The organism is Snodgrassella alvi, from assembly GCF_002777855.1.
Classification (GTDB): Bacteria; Pseudomonadota; Gammaproteobacteria; order Burkholderiales; family Neisseriaceae; genus Snodgrassella; species Snodgrassella alvi_E.
Genome location: NZ_MEIK01000016.1, coordinates 81188 through 97897, shown reverse-complemented (window position 1 = coordinate 97897; position 16710 = coordinate 81188). Strand labels below are relative to the sequence as shown.

General features: G+C 42.2%; 17 protein-coding genes. 9 read left to right on the top strand and 8 right to left on the bottom strand.

The features are described from left to right. Window positions 1-4 precede the first annotated feature (4 nt). The 3 genes from pyrF to BHC43_RS02520 form a co-directional block, all read right to left on the bottom strand. The gene (pyrF, locus tag BHC43_RS02530; RefSeq protein WP_100156426.1) at window positions 5-733 is read right to left on the bottom strand and encodes an orotidine-5'-phosphate decarboxylase; all 729 of its coding nucleotides are present in this window, start codon (window positions 731-733) and stop codon (window positions 5-7) included. A gap of 139 nt (window positions 734-872) precedes the next feature. Beyond that, on the bottom strand, window positions 873-2057 hold the full coding sequence (gene lapB, locus BHC43_RS02525) for a lipopolysaccharide assembly protein LapB (protein ID WP_100156425.1): 1185 nt from the start codon (window positions 2055-2057) through the stop codon (window positions 873-875). Continuing rightward, complete coding sequence (locus BHC43_RS02520) at window positions 2050-2400, bottom strand: lipopolysaccharide assembly protein LapA domain-containing protein (RefSeq protein WP_100156424.1); 351 nt, start codon at window positions 2398-2400, stop codon at window positions 2050-2052. The genes lapB and BHC43_RS02520 overlap by 8 nt, the downstream gene beginning before the upstream one ends. A 328-nt stretch (window positions 2401-2728) precedes the next feature. Here BHC43_RS02520 and BHC43_RS02515 point away from each other — a divergent pair, with 328 nt between their 5' ends. The 6 genes from BHC43_RS02515 to BHC43_RS02490 all read left to right on the top strand — a co-directional run bounded on the left by BHC43_RS02515 (window position 2729) and on the right by BHC43_RS02490 (window position 7858). Further along, window positions 2729-3652 (top strand): branched-chain amino acid transaminase, encoded by a 924-nt coding sequence (locus BHC43_RS02515; RefSeq protein WP_100141494.1) that lies wholly within the window; start codon window positions 2729-2731, stop codon window positions 3650-3652. Between the two features lie 88 nt (window positions 3653-3740). Beyond that, window positions 3741-3932 carry a zinc-finger domain-containing protein gene (locus BHC43_RS02510; protein ID WP_100141495.1) on the top strand — a complete coding sequence of 64 codons (192 nt, stop codon included), beginning with the start codon at window positions 3741-3743 and terminating at the stop codon, window positions 3930-3932. Between the two features lie 108 nt (window positions 3933-4040). Continuing rightward, the gene (gene trxB, locus BHC43_RS02505) at window positions 4041-4997 is read left to right on the top strand and encodes a thioredoxin-disulfide reductase (protein ID WP_100141496.1); all 957 of its coding nucleotides are present in this window, start codon (window positions 4041-4043) and stop codon (window positions 4995-4997) included. Between the two features lie 149 nt (window positions 4998-5146). Further along, a complete protein-coding gene (fabI, locus tag BHC43_RS02500; protein ID WP_100141497.1) occupies window positions 5147-5959 on the top strand; it encodes an enoyl-ACP reductase FabI in 813 nt (270 codons plus the stop codon). 154 nt (window positions 5960-6113) lie between these two features. Further along, window positions 6114-6563: a large conductance mechanosensitive channel protein MscL gene (gene mscL, locus BHC43_RS02495; protein WP_100141568.1), complete on the top strand. Its 450-nt coding sequence runs from the start codon at window positions 6114-6116 to the stop codon at window positions 6561-6563. Between the two features lie 233 nt (window positions 6564-6796). Then, window positions 6797-7858, top strand: a complete 1062-nt coding sequence (locus BHC43_RS02490; RefSeq protein WP_100156423.1) for a dihydroorotate oxidase — start codon at window positions 6797-6799, stop codon at window positions 7856-7858. A 54-nt stretch (window positions 7859-7912) separates the two neighbouring features. Here the strand turns inward: BHC43_RS02490 and BHC43_RS02485 are convergent, their stop codons facing one another. Then, entirely contained in the window at window positions 7913-8599 is a 687-nt protein-coding gene (locus tag BHC43_RS02485; RefSeq protein WP_100156422.1) for a glutathione S-transferase family protein, read from the bottom strand. Window positions 8600-8776: 177 nt separating this feature from the next. On the opposite strand from BHC43_RS02485, the gene BHC43_RS02480 reads away from it, so the two are divergent. The 3 genes from BHC43_RS02480 (at window position 8777) to BHC43_RS02470 (ending at window position 11224) form a co-directional block, all read left to right on the top strand. After that, window positions 8777-9625: a 23S rRNA (adenine(2030)-N(6))-methyltransferase RlmJ gene (locus tag BHC43_RS02480; RefSeq protein WP_100156421.1), complete on the top strand. Its 849-nt coding sequence runs from the start codon at window positions 8777-8779 to the stop codon at window positions 9623-9625. Between the two features lie 73 nt (window positions 9626-9698). Beyond that, window positions 9699-10679: a class 1 fructose-bisphosphatase gene (locus BHC43_RS02475; RefSeq protein WP_100156420.1), complete on the top strand. Its 981-nt coding sequence runs from the start codon at window positions 9699-9701 to the stop codon at window positions 10677-10679. 53 nt (window positions 10680-10732) lie between these two features. Then, complete coding sequence (locus tag BHC43_RS02470) at window positions 10733-11224, top strand: peptidylprolyl isomerase (RefSeq protein ID WP_100141502.1); 492 nt, start codon at window positions 10733-10735, stop codon at window positions 11222-11224. Between the two features lie 134 nt (window positions 11225-11358). On the opposite strand, the gene BHC43_RS02465 is transcribed toward BHC43_RS02470, so the two are convergent. From BHC43_RS02465 to acnB, 4 genes are all read right to left on the bottom strand, one after another. Beyond that, entirely contained in the window at window positions 11359-11856 is a 498-nt protein-coding gene (locus tag BHC43_RS02465; protein WP_100141503.1) for a prokaryotic membrane lipolipid attachment site family protein, read from the bottom strand. 347 nt (window positions 11857-12203) lie between these two features. After that, the gene (locus BHC43_RS10980; RefSeq protein WP_373885628.1) at window positions 12204-12410 is read right to left on the bottom strand and encodes a DUF2867 domain-containing protein; all 207 of its coding nucleotides are present in this window, start codon (window positions 12408-12410) and stop codon (window positions 12204-12206) included. Window positions 12411-12846: 436 nt separating this feature from the next. Further along, a complete protein-coding gene (gene cysK / locus BHC43_RS02455; RefSeq protein WP_100141505.1) occupies window positions 12847-13779 on the bottom strand; it encodes a cysteine synthase A in 933 nt (310 codons plus the stop codon). A gap of 333 nt (window positions 13780-14112) precedes the next feature. Next, window positions 14113-16698: a bifunctional aconitate hydratase 2/2-methylisocitrate dehydratase gene (gene acnB / locus BHC43_RS02450; protein ID WP_100156419.1), complete on the bottom strand. Its 2586-nt coding sequence runs from the start codon at window positions 16696-16698 to the stop codon at window positions 14113-14115. Window positions 16699-16710 lie beyond the last annotated feature (12 nt).

Genomic DNA, 16710 nt, shown 5'->3' with positions numbered 1-16710 from the left:
TGAGCTAAATCAGACCCTGATTGATTTGCTGTAACAATGCCGAAGGATACTCACTTTGAGTAATTGGACGCCCCATAACCAAATAGCTGCTGCCTGCAGCCAAAGCAGCTTTAGGCATCATGATTCGACGCTGATCGTCTTTGATGTCAGTACTGAGACGAATACCGGGAGTAACCAATAAAAACTCTTGTCCCAGCTGCTGACGCAATAAAGTGGCTTCCTGTGCAGAGCAAACTACACCATTCATACCCGCTTGACGGCTCAATTCAGCCAAACGAACTACCGCTTCATCAATTGGCAGGTTCATGCCGGTTTCAGCCAGCTCTGACTGGGTCATACTGGTTAAAACTGTTACTGCAATCAATAATGGAGGCTGACTGTAATTGCTGACCGCTTCGCTTGCAGCTTCCATCATTCTGCGCCCTCCCGAAGCATGCATGTCTACCATCCATACACCCATGTCAGCAGCCACCTTACAGGCAGAAGCAACAGTATTGGGAATGTCGTGATATTTCAAATCCAGAAATATTCGATAGCCTTGCAACACCAATTGTTCCACCAGATACCGTCCTGTAGCGGTAAACAACTCTTTGCCGATTTTGAGTTGACATAGACTTGGTTCCAGCTGCTGCACAAAATCAAGCGTTTTTTCCGCACTGGCAAAATCCAGCGCCACAATAACTGGCTTAGCTGGTTGAGTAATCAACGTGGTATCTAGCATTAAAGGATTCATACTTTATATAGAAAAAAATTACAAAATAATAAGGACCAGTTAGCTTGTCAGAATAGGGTTATCAGTCTGAGTGGTTCTGCTTATAAAAAAGATAACTAAACGCTAAGTCTGCCTAAACCAATCTGTGTTAGCTTGCAAACTAAATATCAATGCGGTTTGGCGTAAACGTTTCCCATTTATTGCAGGCTGGGCAATGCCAGAAAAACACTTGTGATTTGAAATGGCAGTGTCGGCAACGATACATCACAGATTTTTGCATCTGCATTCCCACTACCGAACGCATCATATCCACTTCCGCCTTCCATTTCGGGTTTATACTATTCTGCAAAACCCCGAGCAAACGATAAGTTCCCGTGAGTGTAGGTTTGCGCCGTACTAAATCAATCACAATCTCCGTGGCTTTGTCCTCACCATATATAGGTACTGACTTTTCATAAATCACACCGGATAAATCCAACTGAGGAAAGGTCTGGGCAAATCCAATCAAAACTTCAATACCGTCGGCAGCTTTATGTAAACCATCATAAGCATCATACAGGCGCTCACCTACCTGACTCAGATACTCATAATTCTGCTTTTCTATGGCACTATAAGCATCTATCGCGGCCTGATAATTATGTTGTTTCAGCTCTACATCACCCAAAATCATATTCGCACGGCAGCATTTACGGTTTACCGCCAAAGCCTGAAAAATAAATTCGCGCGCTTTATTGTATTCCGAATGGTATAAAGCCAGCTGAGCCAGCTCACAATAAAACTGGGCAATTTCAAACTGATATGTCTGATCACCAGTGCTTAACTCTTCAGCAAGTTTAATTGCTTTTTCCCAGTCGCGATCCTGCTGATAGATATTCAGTAGAATTTGTCGTGCCTGCCGATCCTTACTGCCATCAAGCAAACCAACCAATATTTGTTCTGCACGATCTACTAGTCCAGCCGCCTGATAGTCTTGTCCGAGTTCAAAAGCAACAGTATCTCGTCGTTCTGCGATGGTTTCCGGTAATTCAAGCAAGCTTTGATGCAGAGCAATGGCTTTATCGTTTTCTCCACGCTGGCGATACAGCTTACCTAGTGTCAGATGCAGTTCATATGTACTCTGTCTGGCATCATTCTGCTGATCCAGTACTTCAGCAAGCTCACGTACCGCAACCGCACTTTTGTGTTCCGCCAGCGCATCCAAACTTTTGTAAAATCCTTCTGGAATAGCTTTTGCTTGTTTCAGCACAGCACGCATATCCACACGTGCCGCAAACCAACCCATGGCAAAAAATACCGGTAATAGAAAAACCGGCGCCAGCCACATCCAAAAATCATTGCTATCCATGCTGATTATTTACCTTCTGCTCTTCAGAATGATTTTGGCCGTTCACACCAGCATTAGTGGCAATAGTTTCAGTATGGACTGACTGACCGGCAGCTTTTGTTTGCTTATCAATTTTAACCTGCAATTGATTAACCTTACTGCGCAGTCTTAACAGACGACCAAACATAGCAAACACCCCAAACACCGCACCAATAATAAAAAATATCAGCAACAGTACAATCAGCGGTAAATTCAGCATCTGCCCTGGCAGATAATTAAATGTAATCAGTTGTGTGTTACTTACTGCCAGTAAGAGCAAAGCCAGTAACACCACTATCTTTATTAATGTGTAAATAATCTTCATACCTGTCTACCCCGTAATGTACTGTTTTCAGAAAAAACAATCATATGCCAGATAACAGCCTGTTTAGCCGAGAAACAACACAGTTTAAACGATTTCACGGCTTTTTAGCAAAAGCAGCCCATGTTTTCAGCATTGGCAAGCAAAACAGGCAGTGTATAATATTTATGTTTACATAAAGTAACAGCAACCACTGGCTAAAGCTAAGACCTTAGGCTGTTGTTACATTGATTTTTGCACTGCCAAAGTCTTAGACCCAGTTTTGCCCTATCCCATGCAGAGCTGAGTTTCGGCCACGCAGCTTAATGTCTTATTTTGGAGAAGTTTTACTATGTCTATGGCCGATCGCGACGGTTTTATCTGGTTTAACGGTAATCTTGTCGACTGGCGAAATGCCCAAACACACGTTTTAACACACACATTACATTATGGCATGGGAGTATTCGAGGGTGTCCGTGCCTACGAAACCTCAAAAGGTGCCGCTATATTCAGATTGCAGGATCACACCAAACGCCTGTTTAATTCCGCTAAAATTACCAGCATGCACCTGCCCTATACACAAGAACAGATTAATCAGGCTCACATTGAGGTAGTAAAGGCCAACAAACTGTCCTCCTGTTATTTCCGCCCTATGGCTTTTTATGGTTCTAACAAACTGGGGGTAGCGCCGGATCAGAATGATGTGCAAGTCATAGTAGCAGCTTGGCCATGGGGTGCTTATCTAGGTGAAGAAGGCATGCAGCGTGGTATCCGCGTGCAAATCAGTTCATTTACCAGACATCACCCTAATATCACCATGATTAAAGCCAAGGCAAATGGCAACTACATGAATTCTATTATGGCCAATACCGAAGCCACCCGTAATGGCTACGATGAAGCCATTATGTTAGATGCTAATGGATTTGTAGCAGAAGGTTCAGGTGAAAATGTCTTTATTATCAATGATGGTAAACTTTACACGCCAGCACTGGATGCCGCACTCGATGGCATTACACGTCGTACTGTAATGGCCATTGCTGCAGATATGCAGTTAACGGTAACTGAAAAACGCATTACCCGTGATGAAGTTTATTGTGCCGATGAAGTATTCTTTACTGGTACCGCAGCTGAAGTGACACCTATCCGTGAAGTTGATGGACGCACAATCGGCTGCGGCGCACGTGGTCCGCTGACTACCGAAATTCAGCAGCGATACTTCGACATCGTTCATGGCAAAAATGCTAAATATGAATCATGGTTAACCTATATTGACTAAAACTCAGCCAGCAGGCCTGAATAAAGGTATTTCCGCCTATCAAGCCTGCTGGATTTTTTTGTCTTATTGCCGATGTAAGGAAAATATAATGAGTCATTCAGCTCCATCTATGATCACCATCACTCCGCATGATTTACCGCTGATATGCACCGGACCAGAAAACGAAACTTGGAATGGTCATCCACGCGTATTCTTACCTATTCAGTCAAACAGCAGCATAGAATGCCCATATTGCGGCCAGCATTATCATCTGAATGGGATTGCTGAACAGCACCATTGATAAATAATTATTCTGCATAGTAGTGTCAATATTAATCAACCGCTGTTATTGTGGTACAGTAATTACTAATTTTTCACTCAAGCATTACAAGCATAAGAAGGATTTGTCATGACAGAAACCACACACAGCCGTCTGATCATTCTCGGTTCCGGACCTGCCGGCTATACTGCAGCCGTATACGCTGCCCGTGCTGGATTGAATCCTACTCTGATTACCGGTATGGCACAGGGTGGTCAGCTGATGACAACTACAGAAGTTGATAACTGGCCAGCAGATGTGAATGGCGTACAGGGTCCAGAACTGATGGAACGCTTTCTGGCTCACGCTGAACGTTTCGGTACCAAGATAGTTTTCGATCACATTAATCAGGTACAGTTGCAGCAGCGTCCATTTACTCTCACCGGTGATATGGGTACATATAGCTGTGACGCATTAATTATTGCCACCGGTGCATCGGCTAAATATCTCGGCTTACCTAGTGAAGAAGCATTTGCCGGCCGTGGCGTTTCCGCCTGCGCCACCTGCGACGGATTTTTCTATAAAGATCAGGATGTAGCAGTGGTAGGTGGTGGTAATACAGCCATTGAAGAAGCACTCTATTTAGCCAATATCGCCCGTACTGTAACCGTCATTCACAGGCGAGAAAGTTTTCGTGCCGAAAAAATCATGATTGATAAGCTACTGGAACGGGAAAAAGAAGGCAAAATTATTCTGAAACTCAATGCCAATGTAGACGAAATTCTGGGTGACGATTCTGGCGTCAACGCAGTAAGAATCAACTATACAAACAATGAAAGTGAGCTTCTGGCCGTAAACGGCATTTTCATTGCCATCGGTCACCAACCCAATACCCAGATTTTTAAAGGCCAGCTGGATATGGATGCCACCGGATATCTCATTACCAAAGGAGGCAATGAAGGTAATGTGGGTGCTACCAATATTCCAGGTGTATTTGCTGCTGGCGACGTAAAAGATCACATATACCGTCAGGCCATTACCAGCGCCGCTTCCGGCTGTCAGGCAGCTCTGGATGCAGACCATTATCTTTCCGGCTTAAGCAGCTAATAATTTTTTCAGATATTACCGGCCTATCGGCTTAGTAGCCTGCGGCTGGTTTTAAAGTTTCTACTCTATACTAGCATTTCGCCTAAAAGTAAATATTAGTTATAATGCGGGCTTTAAGCTAACACAAATCACGTTCAAGGATAATAAATATGGGCTTTTTGCAAGGCAAAAAAATCCTCATCACAGGTATGATATCGGAACGCTCTATTGCCTATGGTATTGCCAAAGCCTGTCACGAACAGGGTGCGGAACTGGCCTTCACCTATGTCGTAGATAAACTCGAAGAACGGGTACGTAAAATGGCAGCCGGCCTTGGCTCAGAACTGGTATATCGCTGCGATGTGCAGAGTGATGATGAAATCAATCAGTTATTTTCTGACCTCGGTCAGAGCTGGTCGCAACTAGACGGACTGGTACATGCCATTGCTTTTGCACCCAAAGAGGCTTTAAACGGTGATTTTCTCGATAGCATTACCCGTGAAGCCTTTATGACAGCCCATGAAGTGTCTGCCTATAGTTTGCCTGCACTGGCCAAAGCGGCACGCCCGTTAATGACTGGTCATAACAGTGCCATACTGGCGTTGACCTATCTTGGTGCAGTTCGTGCCATTCCTAATTATAACGTAATGGGCATGGCGAAAGCTTCGCTGGAAGCTGGTATCCGCTTTACTGCCGCTTGTCTGGGACAGGAAGGTATCCGCTGCAATGGCATTTCTGCCGGCCCGATTAAAACCCTGGCTGCCTCTGGTATTGCCAATTTCAGCCGCCTGCTGTCCCACGTTTCAGCACAAAACCCAATTCGCCGGAATATTACCATTGAAGAAGTGGGCAATACGGCAGCTTTTCTGTTATCCGATTTAGCTACTGGCATCACTGGAGAAATCACCTATGTTGACGGTGGCTACAGCATCAATGCATTGGGTGTACCGGAAGATCTAGTCAGTACCCACAATAATGCTTGATTAATAAAAGGTTGTTCCAAGCTGCCTGAATTCAGAATCAGGCAGCTTTTATTATTTTTACACTGCATAACGCTTTCCCTGCATGCCGGCTGGTTTAATCGCGCTAATATAAATGTGCAAGTATTTCATTTATAAGCCAACCATGGAGGCAAATATGAAATTTTTAGAACAGTTTAAAGCTTTTTTAATGCGAGGCAATGTCATTGATCTCGCTGTTGGTATGGTAGTCGGTACTGCATTTACCAATATGGTTAAATCATTGGTTGACGATGTAATCATGCCCCCTATTGGCTTACTAATTGGCGGAGTAGATTTTTCCAATTTGTTCTTTACCTTGCGTGATGGTGCCAAAGCCCCCGGCCCTTACGAGACACTGGGTGCCGCTCAGGCAGCCGGAGCCGTGACCATTAATATCGGTTTATTTATTAATACAGTTATTAGCCTGATTATCGTTGGCTTTGCTATTTTTATGGTGGTAAAAGGGATCAATCGTCTGCATAAAAGCCCACCACAGCAAAGCCATACCAAGCAATGTCCTGAATGCTGTACCGAAATTCCGCTTGAAGCAAAACGTTGTCCGAATTGCACTTCTGAGTTAAATTAATTTAAAAGATTAATCAGCATCCAAACCTAGTGTACACTGCACACAATTAATTAATTGATTCATACCCGATATGCAAAAGCTACATAAACCTTGTAGCTTTTTTTGCGCCGAAACCAAATGAGCTTGTTACACGCCACTATGACACCAGATTAGCCTCAATAATTGTCATCACATTTAAATGCTCATGTAAATTGTTTTGCCAGAATAAATCAATCAGACCAACAGGAACAGCCATGCAGAATCAAACCACTCCATTTTATAACCCTCTTCTAAGCTATGAAGAAAACTATCAGCAAGGTCCTTTTGGTGCATTCAGTCAGACACCACCATCTATACCAGAGAAAAAGCAGCCAGAAACTTTTCTAAATCTGGAAGTGAATTTGCCTTTCGGTATTCCTGCAGGTCCATTACTAAATGCCAGCTTTATCAAAGCAGCATTTAACTATGGTTTTGATTTATGCGTGTACAAAACCGTACGTAGCCGTGCACATGCCAGCCATCCCTTACCTAATGTATTATCGGTGCACCCTGAGAACCAATTGTCTGCCGGCGTAGATACAGTTTTGGCTGATACCAATTACACCACGCCGTTATCAATTACTAATTCTTTTGGCGTGCCTTCCTTTAATCCTGATATCTGGCAGCCTGATATGGCTGCAGCTGTAAAAGCTGCACATAAAGGGCAATTTATGATTGGCAGTTTTCAAGGCACCGCCGGTAATGAAGCGAGTATTGAAAAAGATTATGCCAAAACAGCCCTTCTCGTAGCAGAAACCGAAGCCCCCATATTAGAGGCCAATTTAAGCTGTCCCAATGAAGGGGTAAACCAATTATTGTGCTTTGATTTCCCTAAGGTCGAACGCATAGCCAAGGAAATTAAAAACGCCGTACCTGAAAAACCCCTATTTCTTAAACTTGCTTATTTTGCTAATGATGAAGCTATTTACCCGCTGCTGCACGTATTGGACGGTGTGGTAGATGGTTACAGTACCATCAACACATTGTCAGCCAGGCCGGTAAATGCAGATGGAAAACCAGCATTGGGACAAACCCGACCTACAGGCGGGGTTTGTGGTGATGCTATTCGCTGGGCTGGCCTAGAAATGGTAGAACGTTTGCACAGATTAAGAACCCGACTAAATAATCACTTTGCCATAATCGGCGTAGGTGGTGTCAGCAATGCAGAGCATTATCTGGCTTATCGAGCAGCCGGAGCTGATGCAGTGATGAGTGCAACCGGTGCGATGTGGAACCCTCAACTGGCTTTGCAGATAAAAAGCAGTCTGAATAAATAAATAATTGCCGGTAACTTGATTAAGCTTACCGGCATTTTTATATCAATCCTTATTTCAGCGACAGATACGATAAGGTTCATCCATGACGACAAAATCTTTTTCTTCAAGAGCTTCAGCAATCCACTCAGCCACCGCTTCGGTAGTACATATAGTTTCTATGTAATGGTTCAGAACATTTGAAACAGGTATCTGATATCCTTTCAATCTCAAGCACATCGGAGCATAAAATGCATCTGCAATGCTAAAATCACCAAACAGATACGAGCTATCAGATTCTGCAAGTAAAGATGATAAATGATTATCTAAAAAATTGATTTCATCTCTGAGTGTTGGAAAATCACGAAGTTTTATCTGTCCAATTTCAGGTAAGACTGCCTCAATATTCATAGCTAAATGCTGGCGTATATGATTATAACCACTGTGCATTTTGGCCGTTACGCTTCTTGCTTTTGCGCGAATTTTATAATTTTGAGGCCATAAAGGAAGTTGAGGATGCCGTTCGGCCAGATATTCGCAGATAGCAAGAGAATCGCTTATCACCAGTTCATCATCTAATAAAATCGGTACCGTACCATAAGGATTCAATGGCAAAATGGTTTGTTTGAACTTTGAATCGGCATCGAAGTTGTCAAAATGAACCATTATTTCTGTAAAATCTATCTGAAAATTTTTCATCACTAGCCAAGGTCGCATAGACCAAGTTGAATAATTTTTATTACCGATATAAAGAGAATAGCTCATCGCTCATGTTTTCCTTATAGAAAAATATTTGTCAAAATAATTAATTTATTTACCTATTTTTTTATTATATTAGAACATTTATACCATAAACAATGAAAGCCGAATCTTTCACCCTAATGCATAAATTCGGTACAATAAGAACTCAAATTTATTAGTCTTTACAACAGTCACACGTACATGCTCAGCTATCGTCATGCATTTCACGCCGGTAATCATGCCGACATTCTAAAACATTATTGTCTGATATCAGTTCTAGAATATTTTAAGCTTAAAGACAAAGCATATTGCTATATAGACACCCATGCTGGAGCAGGTCTATACAGCCTGAACAGCAAAGAGGCTCAAAAAGTAGGCGAATACCGTGAGGGAATTAAAAGAATTTTAGATAAAGAAAATCTAGATACCAATCTGCAAACTTTCCGTGAAGTAGTTATAGCCAGCCTACCAGATACAAAAAATTATTATTGTGGTTCACCATGGCTTGCTCAGGCAGTGGCTCGTGAACAAGATCGTCTGAGACTGTTTGAATTGCATCCAACAGATGCAGAATTATTACGAAGTAATATGCGCAATATAAAATTGCCCAACCGAGCTCAGGTCTTTTGTGATGATGGATTCAAGGGTTTATTGTCAATGCTGCCGCCACCCAGCCGTCGTGCTGTAGTATTAATCGATCCCCCCTATGAAGTAAAACATGATTATCAGCAGGTTGTGGATACACTTAAAGCTGCAATAAAAAAATTTTCTAACGGCTGTTATATGGTCTGGTATCCTTGTCTGGGCAGCGCAGAAAGCCAGAAGTTACCTACGAAACTACAAAAACTAGTTCCAGATAACTTTGTACAAGCAGAACTTCACGTTAAATCCCCGCAGCCAGACGGTTTTGGTATGCATGGCAGTGGAATGTTTATTATTAATCCGCCTTACACCCTACCTCAGCAATTAGCAGAAGTTTTACCAGCATTAAACCAGCTACTGGCACAGGATAACAGTGCCCATTTTGTTTTACAGTCTCACATTGCCTGAAAATCATCTGCTTATCAGTCAAGCAAACAAGGCTACTGTATAATGGCCTAGAATTTTAAAAGGGAGTATTTGCATGTCCGTTTTACTGTCTGATTATTTGTATCAGCAACAACAAAACTATGCAGTCACACCATTATTACCTGAAGTTATCACCAGCATCAGCAATGCGTGTCTACTCATTAACCGCGAAATCCGCTTAGGTGCACTGGATAATATATTGGGTAGTGCCCATACTGGAAATATTCAGGGCGAAGAGCAGAAAAAGCTAGATGTACTGTCCAACCGGATAATGATTGACACATTGTCTTCCAATCCAGCCATCGCCGGTCTGGCTAGTGAAGAAGAAGATTCTTTTGTCACTGCTAATAGCGATGGTCAATTTCTGGTTCTCTTTGACCCACTTGATGGCAGCTCCAATATTGATGTCAATATTTCCATCGGTACCATTTTTTCGGTGCTGGCAAAACCCACTGGTGCCCTGACTACCGAAAGCTTCTTACAGTGCGGCCGTCAGCAGCTGGCCAGCGGCTATGTTCTGTATGGTCCACAAACCATACTGGTACTGACGCTGAAACATGGCATCGCCATGTTTACCCTGAATGAACAAAACCAGTTTCAACTGACACAGACAAATCCGCAAATACCAGCTACTACAGCCGAATTTGCTATCAATATGTCCAATCAGCGTCACTGGCAGCCGGCAATGCAGAAATATATAGCCGAATTACTAGCTGGTAAAACTGGCAACCGCGGTAAAGACTATAATATGCGTTGGGTTGCATCCATGGTAGCGGAAGTGCATCGTATTCTAATGCGTGGCGGTATCTTTACTTACCCGCAGGATAATCGTAATCCTGACAAGCCAGGCAAGCTGCGATTAATGTATGAAGCCAATCCCATGAGTCTGTTAATTGAACAGGCACAGGGTGCAGCCACTGATACCAAGCAAAATATTCTTGATATCCAGCCATGTGGACTACACCAGCGTGTTGCTGTCGTACTTGGTAGCAAAGAAGAAGTAGATTACGTCACAGCCATGCATCAAGCAAATTAACCATTGCAGCTAAAAGCTGCAACTTTTTATTTCACTCCCGTCTGGAGATTCCCATGATTAAATTAACTACCAATTTCGGCGTTATCGGCATCGAATTAGACCATGACAAAGCACCGAAAACCGCAGCCAACTTCGAACGTTATGTACGTGAAGGTTTCTATGATGGCACCATTTTTCACCGTGTAATCGATGGTTTTATGATTCAAGGTGGCGGTTTCGACAAAGACATGCAACAAAAACCTACTCATGAACCAATTGAAAACGAAGCAAATAATGGTTTGAAAAATGACCAATATACCATTGCTATGGCACGCACCATGCAGCCTCACTCAGCCAGTGCACAATTTTTTATCAATGTAAAAGACAATGATTTCCTAAATCACACCAAACCGGATTTACACGGCTGGGGTTATGCCGTATTCGGTAAAGTGGTTGAAGGACAGGATGTAGTTGATAAAATCAAAGGTGTTAAAACTGGTAATCATGGCGGCCATCAGGATGTACCAGTAGAAAATGTAGTAATTGAAAAAGCTGAAATTGTTTAATTAGCACAACAAAAAAGCAGCCATGACCGGCTGCTTTTTTAATATAAATATGCGTATAAAATTATAGGATAAAAATTTTGAACGCACAAAAATACCCAATCTTTCAACAGACAGGGTATTTTATTTTTGCCTATTTATTGTAGCGGCTTCATATTCATCACTTCCATAAGGAAGTTTGTAAAAGCCGGATTGGCTGGTTTAGAACGCATTACCGGCCAACGTTGCTGCCAGCCAGACAAAGCATTCTGTATATAGGCCTTGGATTGTGCAGTATCAATCGTACCCTGCTGACTTTCTACAGCACTACGCAAATAAATGGCAAACATGTCATCGTCTACCATATTATGTCCTACCTGAGCCAAACGAAACTGATCCAGCAATTGTGCGGCCTGCACTTTGGTTATGCTACCCTGTGAAACCTGAAAACTTAAACGGGTAGCCTCATCGCGGATTTTGGCCACATCAGACCAGTGGCTGCTGGCAAGATGATACTCATTATTTACTGCAGTGCCGTCAACTACCTGTACCGGTTTGACTTCTTTATTTGCCTGCTTCGCGGATAAAGGTACATCTATAGATGAACAACCACCTAAAAATGCTGCTACGACACATAATGCTAATGTTTTTTTCATCATTTGTTTACTCAACGTATATTGCTTAAAACAAAAATAAAAGCTAGCTAGCTTGAGCGTGTGGCTGTACATGATATCAGAAAAGAGTGTGCAAGCGACGTCTTTTGCCTCTCCAATGGTAAAGTTCTGAGCATATCCACATGCTGGTCTTTACATTTACATTGTTTATAAACAGATTTAAGTAACTGATTTTTTTATAGATTTATAGAATTAAATCACTAAAAATTATGTCTTTTAATTTTATTAATTAATACAAAATTTGTTTCATGAATAAACATCATCTATTTCTGATTTATGAACTAAACCAGAACCAACATGTTTTTTATGTATATAACCATTCTCTTTTTTTAGGAATGAATATTATAAACAATATAAGGATGGATAATAGAAACAGGTGCCATATATAATTTCCCCCCAAAATTATGAATTTTAACTAAAATAATGACATATAATTTATATATATAATCTTTAGTTTCTTTAATACGAATACATAAACGAACATCGAGATGATGATCCCTTAGTGTTAATGTAAGCGTATCCTTTTGTTTTTCAATAATTGTGAAAAACGGACTTTACTGCCTATGTACAGCTCTGTTTCTTCCAATTTATTGAATCTATTAATTAGGTTGATACCGACTCTTTTCCCCAAAAAATCCCTTATTTTAGAAAGTCCTGCCAACCATTTGGGTTAGCGGGAGATCATCAATTCATAAGCTTCGTAGGCAGTGACATTTTTGCAGCTTTCTTGAGACTGGTAGTCTTAAATAATCAACCTTTTCGTCTACTAATGTTATGTTACTCAATTAACCATTAAATCTTTCAAAAGAAAGCTTTTGTTTTCTTTTCATAAATCAATTAATTTCTATGTTGCTTTTGTTTCAGAAGTTAGTCAAAAAAATATACTTTTATTTATAATATTTGTATCGCAGCTTTAACTGCATAAAAAACCGAACCTTTTTTCCGGTTCGGTTGCAATCATAGGGTTAAAACTTAGGCTAAATCTGCGAACAATGGCGTAGAAAGATAGCGTTCACCATAAGAAGGAATCAATACCACAATTAGTTTATTTTTATTTTCCGGTCTAGCTGCCAGTTGCAAGCCTGCCCATACCGCTGCACCAGATGAAATTCCCACTAAAATACCTTCTTTGGAAGCCATTGCACGAGCAGTATCAAAACAAACATCATTTGGAACCTGAATAATGCCATCATAAACATGGGTATTGAGGATTTTAGGTACAAAACCGGCACCAATACCCTGTATCGGATGTGGTCCTTTGCAGCCACCAGACAATACGGCAGAAGCTTCGGGTTCTACAGCATATACTTCAACTTCAGGTTTTTTTTCTTTTAAAACTTCGCCTACGCCAGTGATAGTACCACCCGTACCAACACCAGCAACAAAAATATCTACTTTACCATCAGTATCGTGCCAAATTTCCTGAGCAGTAGTTTCACGATGAATTTCTGGATTTGCCGGATTTTCAAACTGCTGTGGCATAAAATATTTCTGCGGATCTGAATCCACGAAAGCCTGTGCACGTGCAATCGCGCCAGACATGCCTTCTGCTCCGGGTGTCAACACCAGTTCAGCACCGTATGCACGCAATAGCATGCGCCGTTCCTTACTCATGGTTTCCGGCATAGTAATAATTAATTTATATCCACGTGCAGCACATACCATTGCCAGTCCAATACCGGTATTACCACTGGTTGGTTCCACAATCACCGTATCAGAATGAATCTTACCCGCCTTTTCTGCCGCATCAATCATGCTAGCTGCAATTCTGTCCTTGACACTGTTGCCGGGATTAAAAAATTCCAGTTTAACCACCACTTTGCCCGGTAAACCGGCACTCAGACGGTTGAGTTGTACCAGCGGGGTGTTACCAATCAGGTCAGTGATGCTAGAGGCGATATTCATTGTCTATCCTTTGTTATGAGAAACTGCATTAATTATCATCATAGATTAAAACCACTATCAACCTAAATAATTTATCAGTGGGTTAATACAATTAATATTTATATAGGCGGTGAAAAAGGGAATTTCTGCTGAAATATGATTTTTTCTGATTATTACCTTAGAATGAGGTGATTAATTATAGCAGTAAGCCGCTGAATAATTCATATAATTTCTTAGTTGATGGCTAATTTAAGTAATCCAGCAACCAAAGCTTAAAGTTTAATTTTTAGCGCCATTTAAAAAAGGACTACCTTTACGGTAGTCCTTTTATAGGCCACTGATAAAATGCCGTTATTAAGCATCTACCTTGGCTGCTACATCTACATAATCCTGAATTTCATTAAAGTTCATATAGCGATAAATTTCGATGCCTTTATCATTAATAATGGCAATATTTTCGCGATATTCATCGATGTTCGGGATATGTCCGAGTTTAGAGCAAATTGCCGCCAGCTCTGCTGAGCTCAGATAAACTTGCGTATTCTTACCTAATCGGTTTGGAAAGTTACGAGTCGAAGTGGAAACTACAGTAGAACCTTCACGTGCCTGCGCCTGATTACCCATACACAAAGAACAGCCTGGCATTTCTATACGCGCACCTACTCGACCCAAGATACCATAATAGCCTTCATCAGAAAGTTCTTTGGCATCCATTTTGGTTGGAGGAGCCACCCACAGACGTACAGGTAAATCTGTTTTACCGTCTAACAAAGTGGAGGCTGCACGATAATGACCAATATTAGTCATGCAGGAACCAATAAATACTTCATCAATATGTGTACCTGCTACATCAGACAAAGTTTTTACATCATCAGGGTCGTTCGGACAGGCTAGAATCGGCTCTTTGATTTCATCCATATTGATATCAATAATGGCAGCATATTCTGCATCCGCATCGGCTTCGAGTAATTTCGGTTCAGCCAACCATTGTTCCATTTTCTGAATACGGCGTTTCAGCGTACGTGCATCCTGATAGCCATCGGCAATCATATTTTTTAAGAGCACTATATTGGATTTCAAATATTCTTCAATCGGCTCTTTATGCAGTTTCACTGTACAGCCGGCAGCAGACCGTTCCGCAGAAGCATCAGTCAGCTCGAATGCTTGCTCTACTTTCAAATCAGGCAAACCTTCAATTTCCAGAATACGACCGGAGAAAATATTCTTCTTACCTGCTTTAGCAACGGTAAGAAGTCCTTCTTTTATAGCCTGCAAAGGAATGGCATTTACCAAATCTCGCAGGGTGATACCCGGCTGCATTTTACCGGAGAAGCGTACCAATACTGATTCAGGCATATCCAATGGCATCACGCCAGTAGCCGCAGCAAATGCTACCAAACCAGATCCAGCAGGAAAAGAAATACCCAGAGGGAAACGTGTGTGTGAATCACCGCCAGTACCCACCATATCAGGCAACAGCATCCGGTTTAGCCATGAGTGAATAATTCCGTCACCAGGACGCAAAGCCACACCGCCACGAGAAGACATAAATACTGGCAATTCCTTGTGGGTTTTGACATCCACTGGTTTAGGATAGGCTGCAGTATGACAGAAAGATTGCATCACCAAATCAGCACTAAAGCCCAGACAAGCCAGGTCTTTCAGTTCGTCTCGTGTCATCGGGCCGGTAGTATCCTGCGAACCAACAGTAGTCATTCGTGGTTCACAATAGGTACCCGGACGAATACCCTGTCCTTCCGGCAAGCCGCAAGCACGGCCAACCATTTTTTGTGCCAGACTAAATCCAGCTGTGCTCGGTGCAGGAGCCTGTGGTAAGCGAAATACTTCAGAATGTCCCAGACTTAATGCGTCACGAGCTTTTGCAGTTAGACCGCGGCCAATTATCAGATTAATGCGGCCACCGGCCTGTACTTCGTCTAGAATAACCTGAGATTTGAGCTCAAATTCGGCGACAGTTTCGCCATTTTTGATAATTTTTCCTTCATAAGGCAGAATATCCACTACATCGCCCATGTCGAGTTTGGATACATCTACTTCAATCGGTAACGCACCTGAATCTTCCTGTGTATTAAAGAAAATTGGCGCAATTTTGCCACCTAGACAAACGCCACCAAACCGTTTATTCGGTACATACGGAATATCTTGACCGGTATGCCAGATTACAGAATTAGTAGCTGATTTACGTGATGAGCCAGTACCTACAACATCGCCAACGTAAGCCACCAAATTCCCCTTGGCTTTCAACTCAGCTAATTGTTTAATCGGGCCTACTTCACCTGGTTTATCTGGATGTATGCCTTCACGTGGATTTTTAAGCATAGCCAGTGCATGTAGCGGAATATCCGGCCGGCTCCATGCATCCGGTGCCGGGGACAAATCGTCAGTATTGGTTTCACCCACTACTTTGAATACGGTAACAGTGATTTTTTCCGGCACTTTTTCACGAGAAGTAAACCATTCAGCATTGGCCCATGACTCTATTACTTCTTTTGCATACCGATTACCGGCTCGCATTTTTTCTTCCACGTCGTGGAAAGCATCAAACATCAGCAAAGTATGTTTTAAAGCATTTGCTGCAGTAGCCGCCAACTCTTCATTATCCAGAAATTCAATCAGCGGCTGAACGTTGTAACCACCCAACATAGTACCCAGCAGCTCTACCGCAAACACGGGCGTGATTAATGGACTACTTACGGTTTTCTCCGCAATCGCACCCAGAAAAGATGCTTTGACTTTAGAAGCATCATCTACACCAGGCGGCACTCGATGTGACAGTAAATCAACCAGAAATTTTTCTTCCCCTTTGGGAGGATTTTTTAGTAATTCAACCAACTCTTCTGTTTGCTTCGCTGTTAGCGGCAGAGGCGGAATACCCAGTGCTTCACGTTCAGCGGCGGCTGCGCGGTAGGCTTCTAACATCTTGAACATCCT

Bases quoted from the DNA above. Each gene is read 5' to 3' on its own strand.
- pyrF (WP_100156426.1), bottom strand. From the start codon at position 733: ATGAATCCTTTAATGCTAGATACCACGTTGATTACTCAACCAGCTAAG.
- lapB (WP_100156425.1), bottom strand. From the start codon at position 2,057: ATGGATAGCAATGATTTTTGGATGTGGCTGGCGCCGGTTTTTCTATTA.
- BHC43_RS02520 (WP_100156424.1), bottom strand. From the start codon at position 2,400: ATGAAGATTATTTACACATTAATAAAGATAGTGGTGTTACTGGCTTTG.
- BHC43_RS02515 (WP_100141494.1), top strand. From the start codon at position 2,729: ATGTCTATGGCCGATCGCGACGGTTTTATCTGGTTTAACGGTAATCTT.
- BHC43_RS02510 (WP_100141495.1), top strand. From the start codon at position 3,741: ATGAGTCATTCAGCTCCATCTATGATCACCATCACTCCGCATGATTTA.
- trxB (WP_100141496.1), top strand. From the start codon at position 4,041: ATGACAGAAACCACACACAGCCGTCTGATCATTCTCGGTTCCGGACCT.
- fabI (WP_100141497.1), top strand. From the start codon at position 5,147: ATGGGCTTTTTGCAAGGCAAAAAAATCCTCATCACAGGTATGATATCG.
- mscL (WP_100141568.1), top strand. From the start codon at position 6,114: ATGAAATTTTTAGAACAGTTTAAAGCTTTTTTAATGCGAGGCAATGTC.
- BHC43_RS02490 (WP_100156423.1), top strand. From the start codon at position 6,797: ATGCAGAATCAAACCACTCCATTTTATAACCCTCTTCTAAGCTATGAA.
- BHC43_RS02485 (WP_100156422.1), bottom strand. From the start codon at position 8,599: ATGAGCTATTCTCTTTATATCGGTAATAAAAATTATTCAACTTGGTCT.
- BHC43_RS02480 (WP_100156421.1), top strand. From the start codon at position 8,777: ATGCTCAGCTATCGTCATGCATTTCACGCCGGTAATCATGCCGACATT.
- BHC43_RS02475 (WP_100156420.1), top strand. From the start codon at position 9,699: ATGTCCGTTTTACTGTCTGATTATTTGTATCAGCAACAACAAAACTAT.
- BHC43_RS02470 (WP_100141502.1), top strand. From the start codon at position 10,733: ATGATTAAATTAACTACCAATTTCGGCGTTATCGGCATCGAATTAGAC.
- BHC43_RS02465 (WP_100141503.1), bottom strand. From the start codon at position 11,856: ATGAAAAAAACATTAGCATTATGTGTCGTAGCAGCATTTTTAGGTGGT.
- cysK (WP_100141505.1), bottom strand. From the start codon at position 13,779: ATGAATATCGCCTCTAGCATCACTGACCTGATTGGTAACACCCCGCTG.
- acnB (WP_100156419.1), bottom strand. From the start codon at position 16,698: ATGTTAGAAGCCTACCGCGCAGCCGCCGCTGAACGTGAAGCACTGGGT.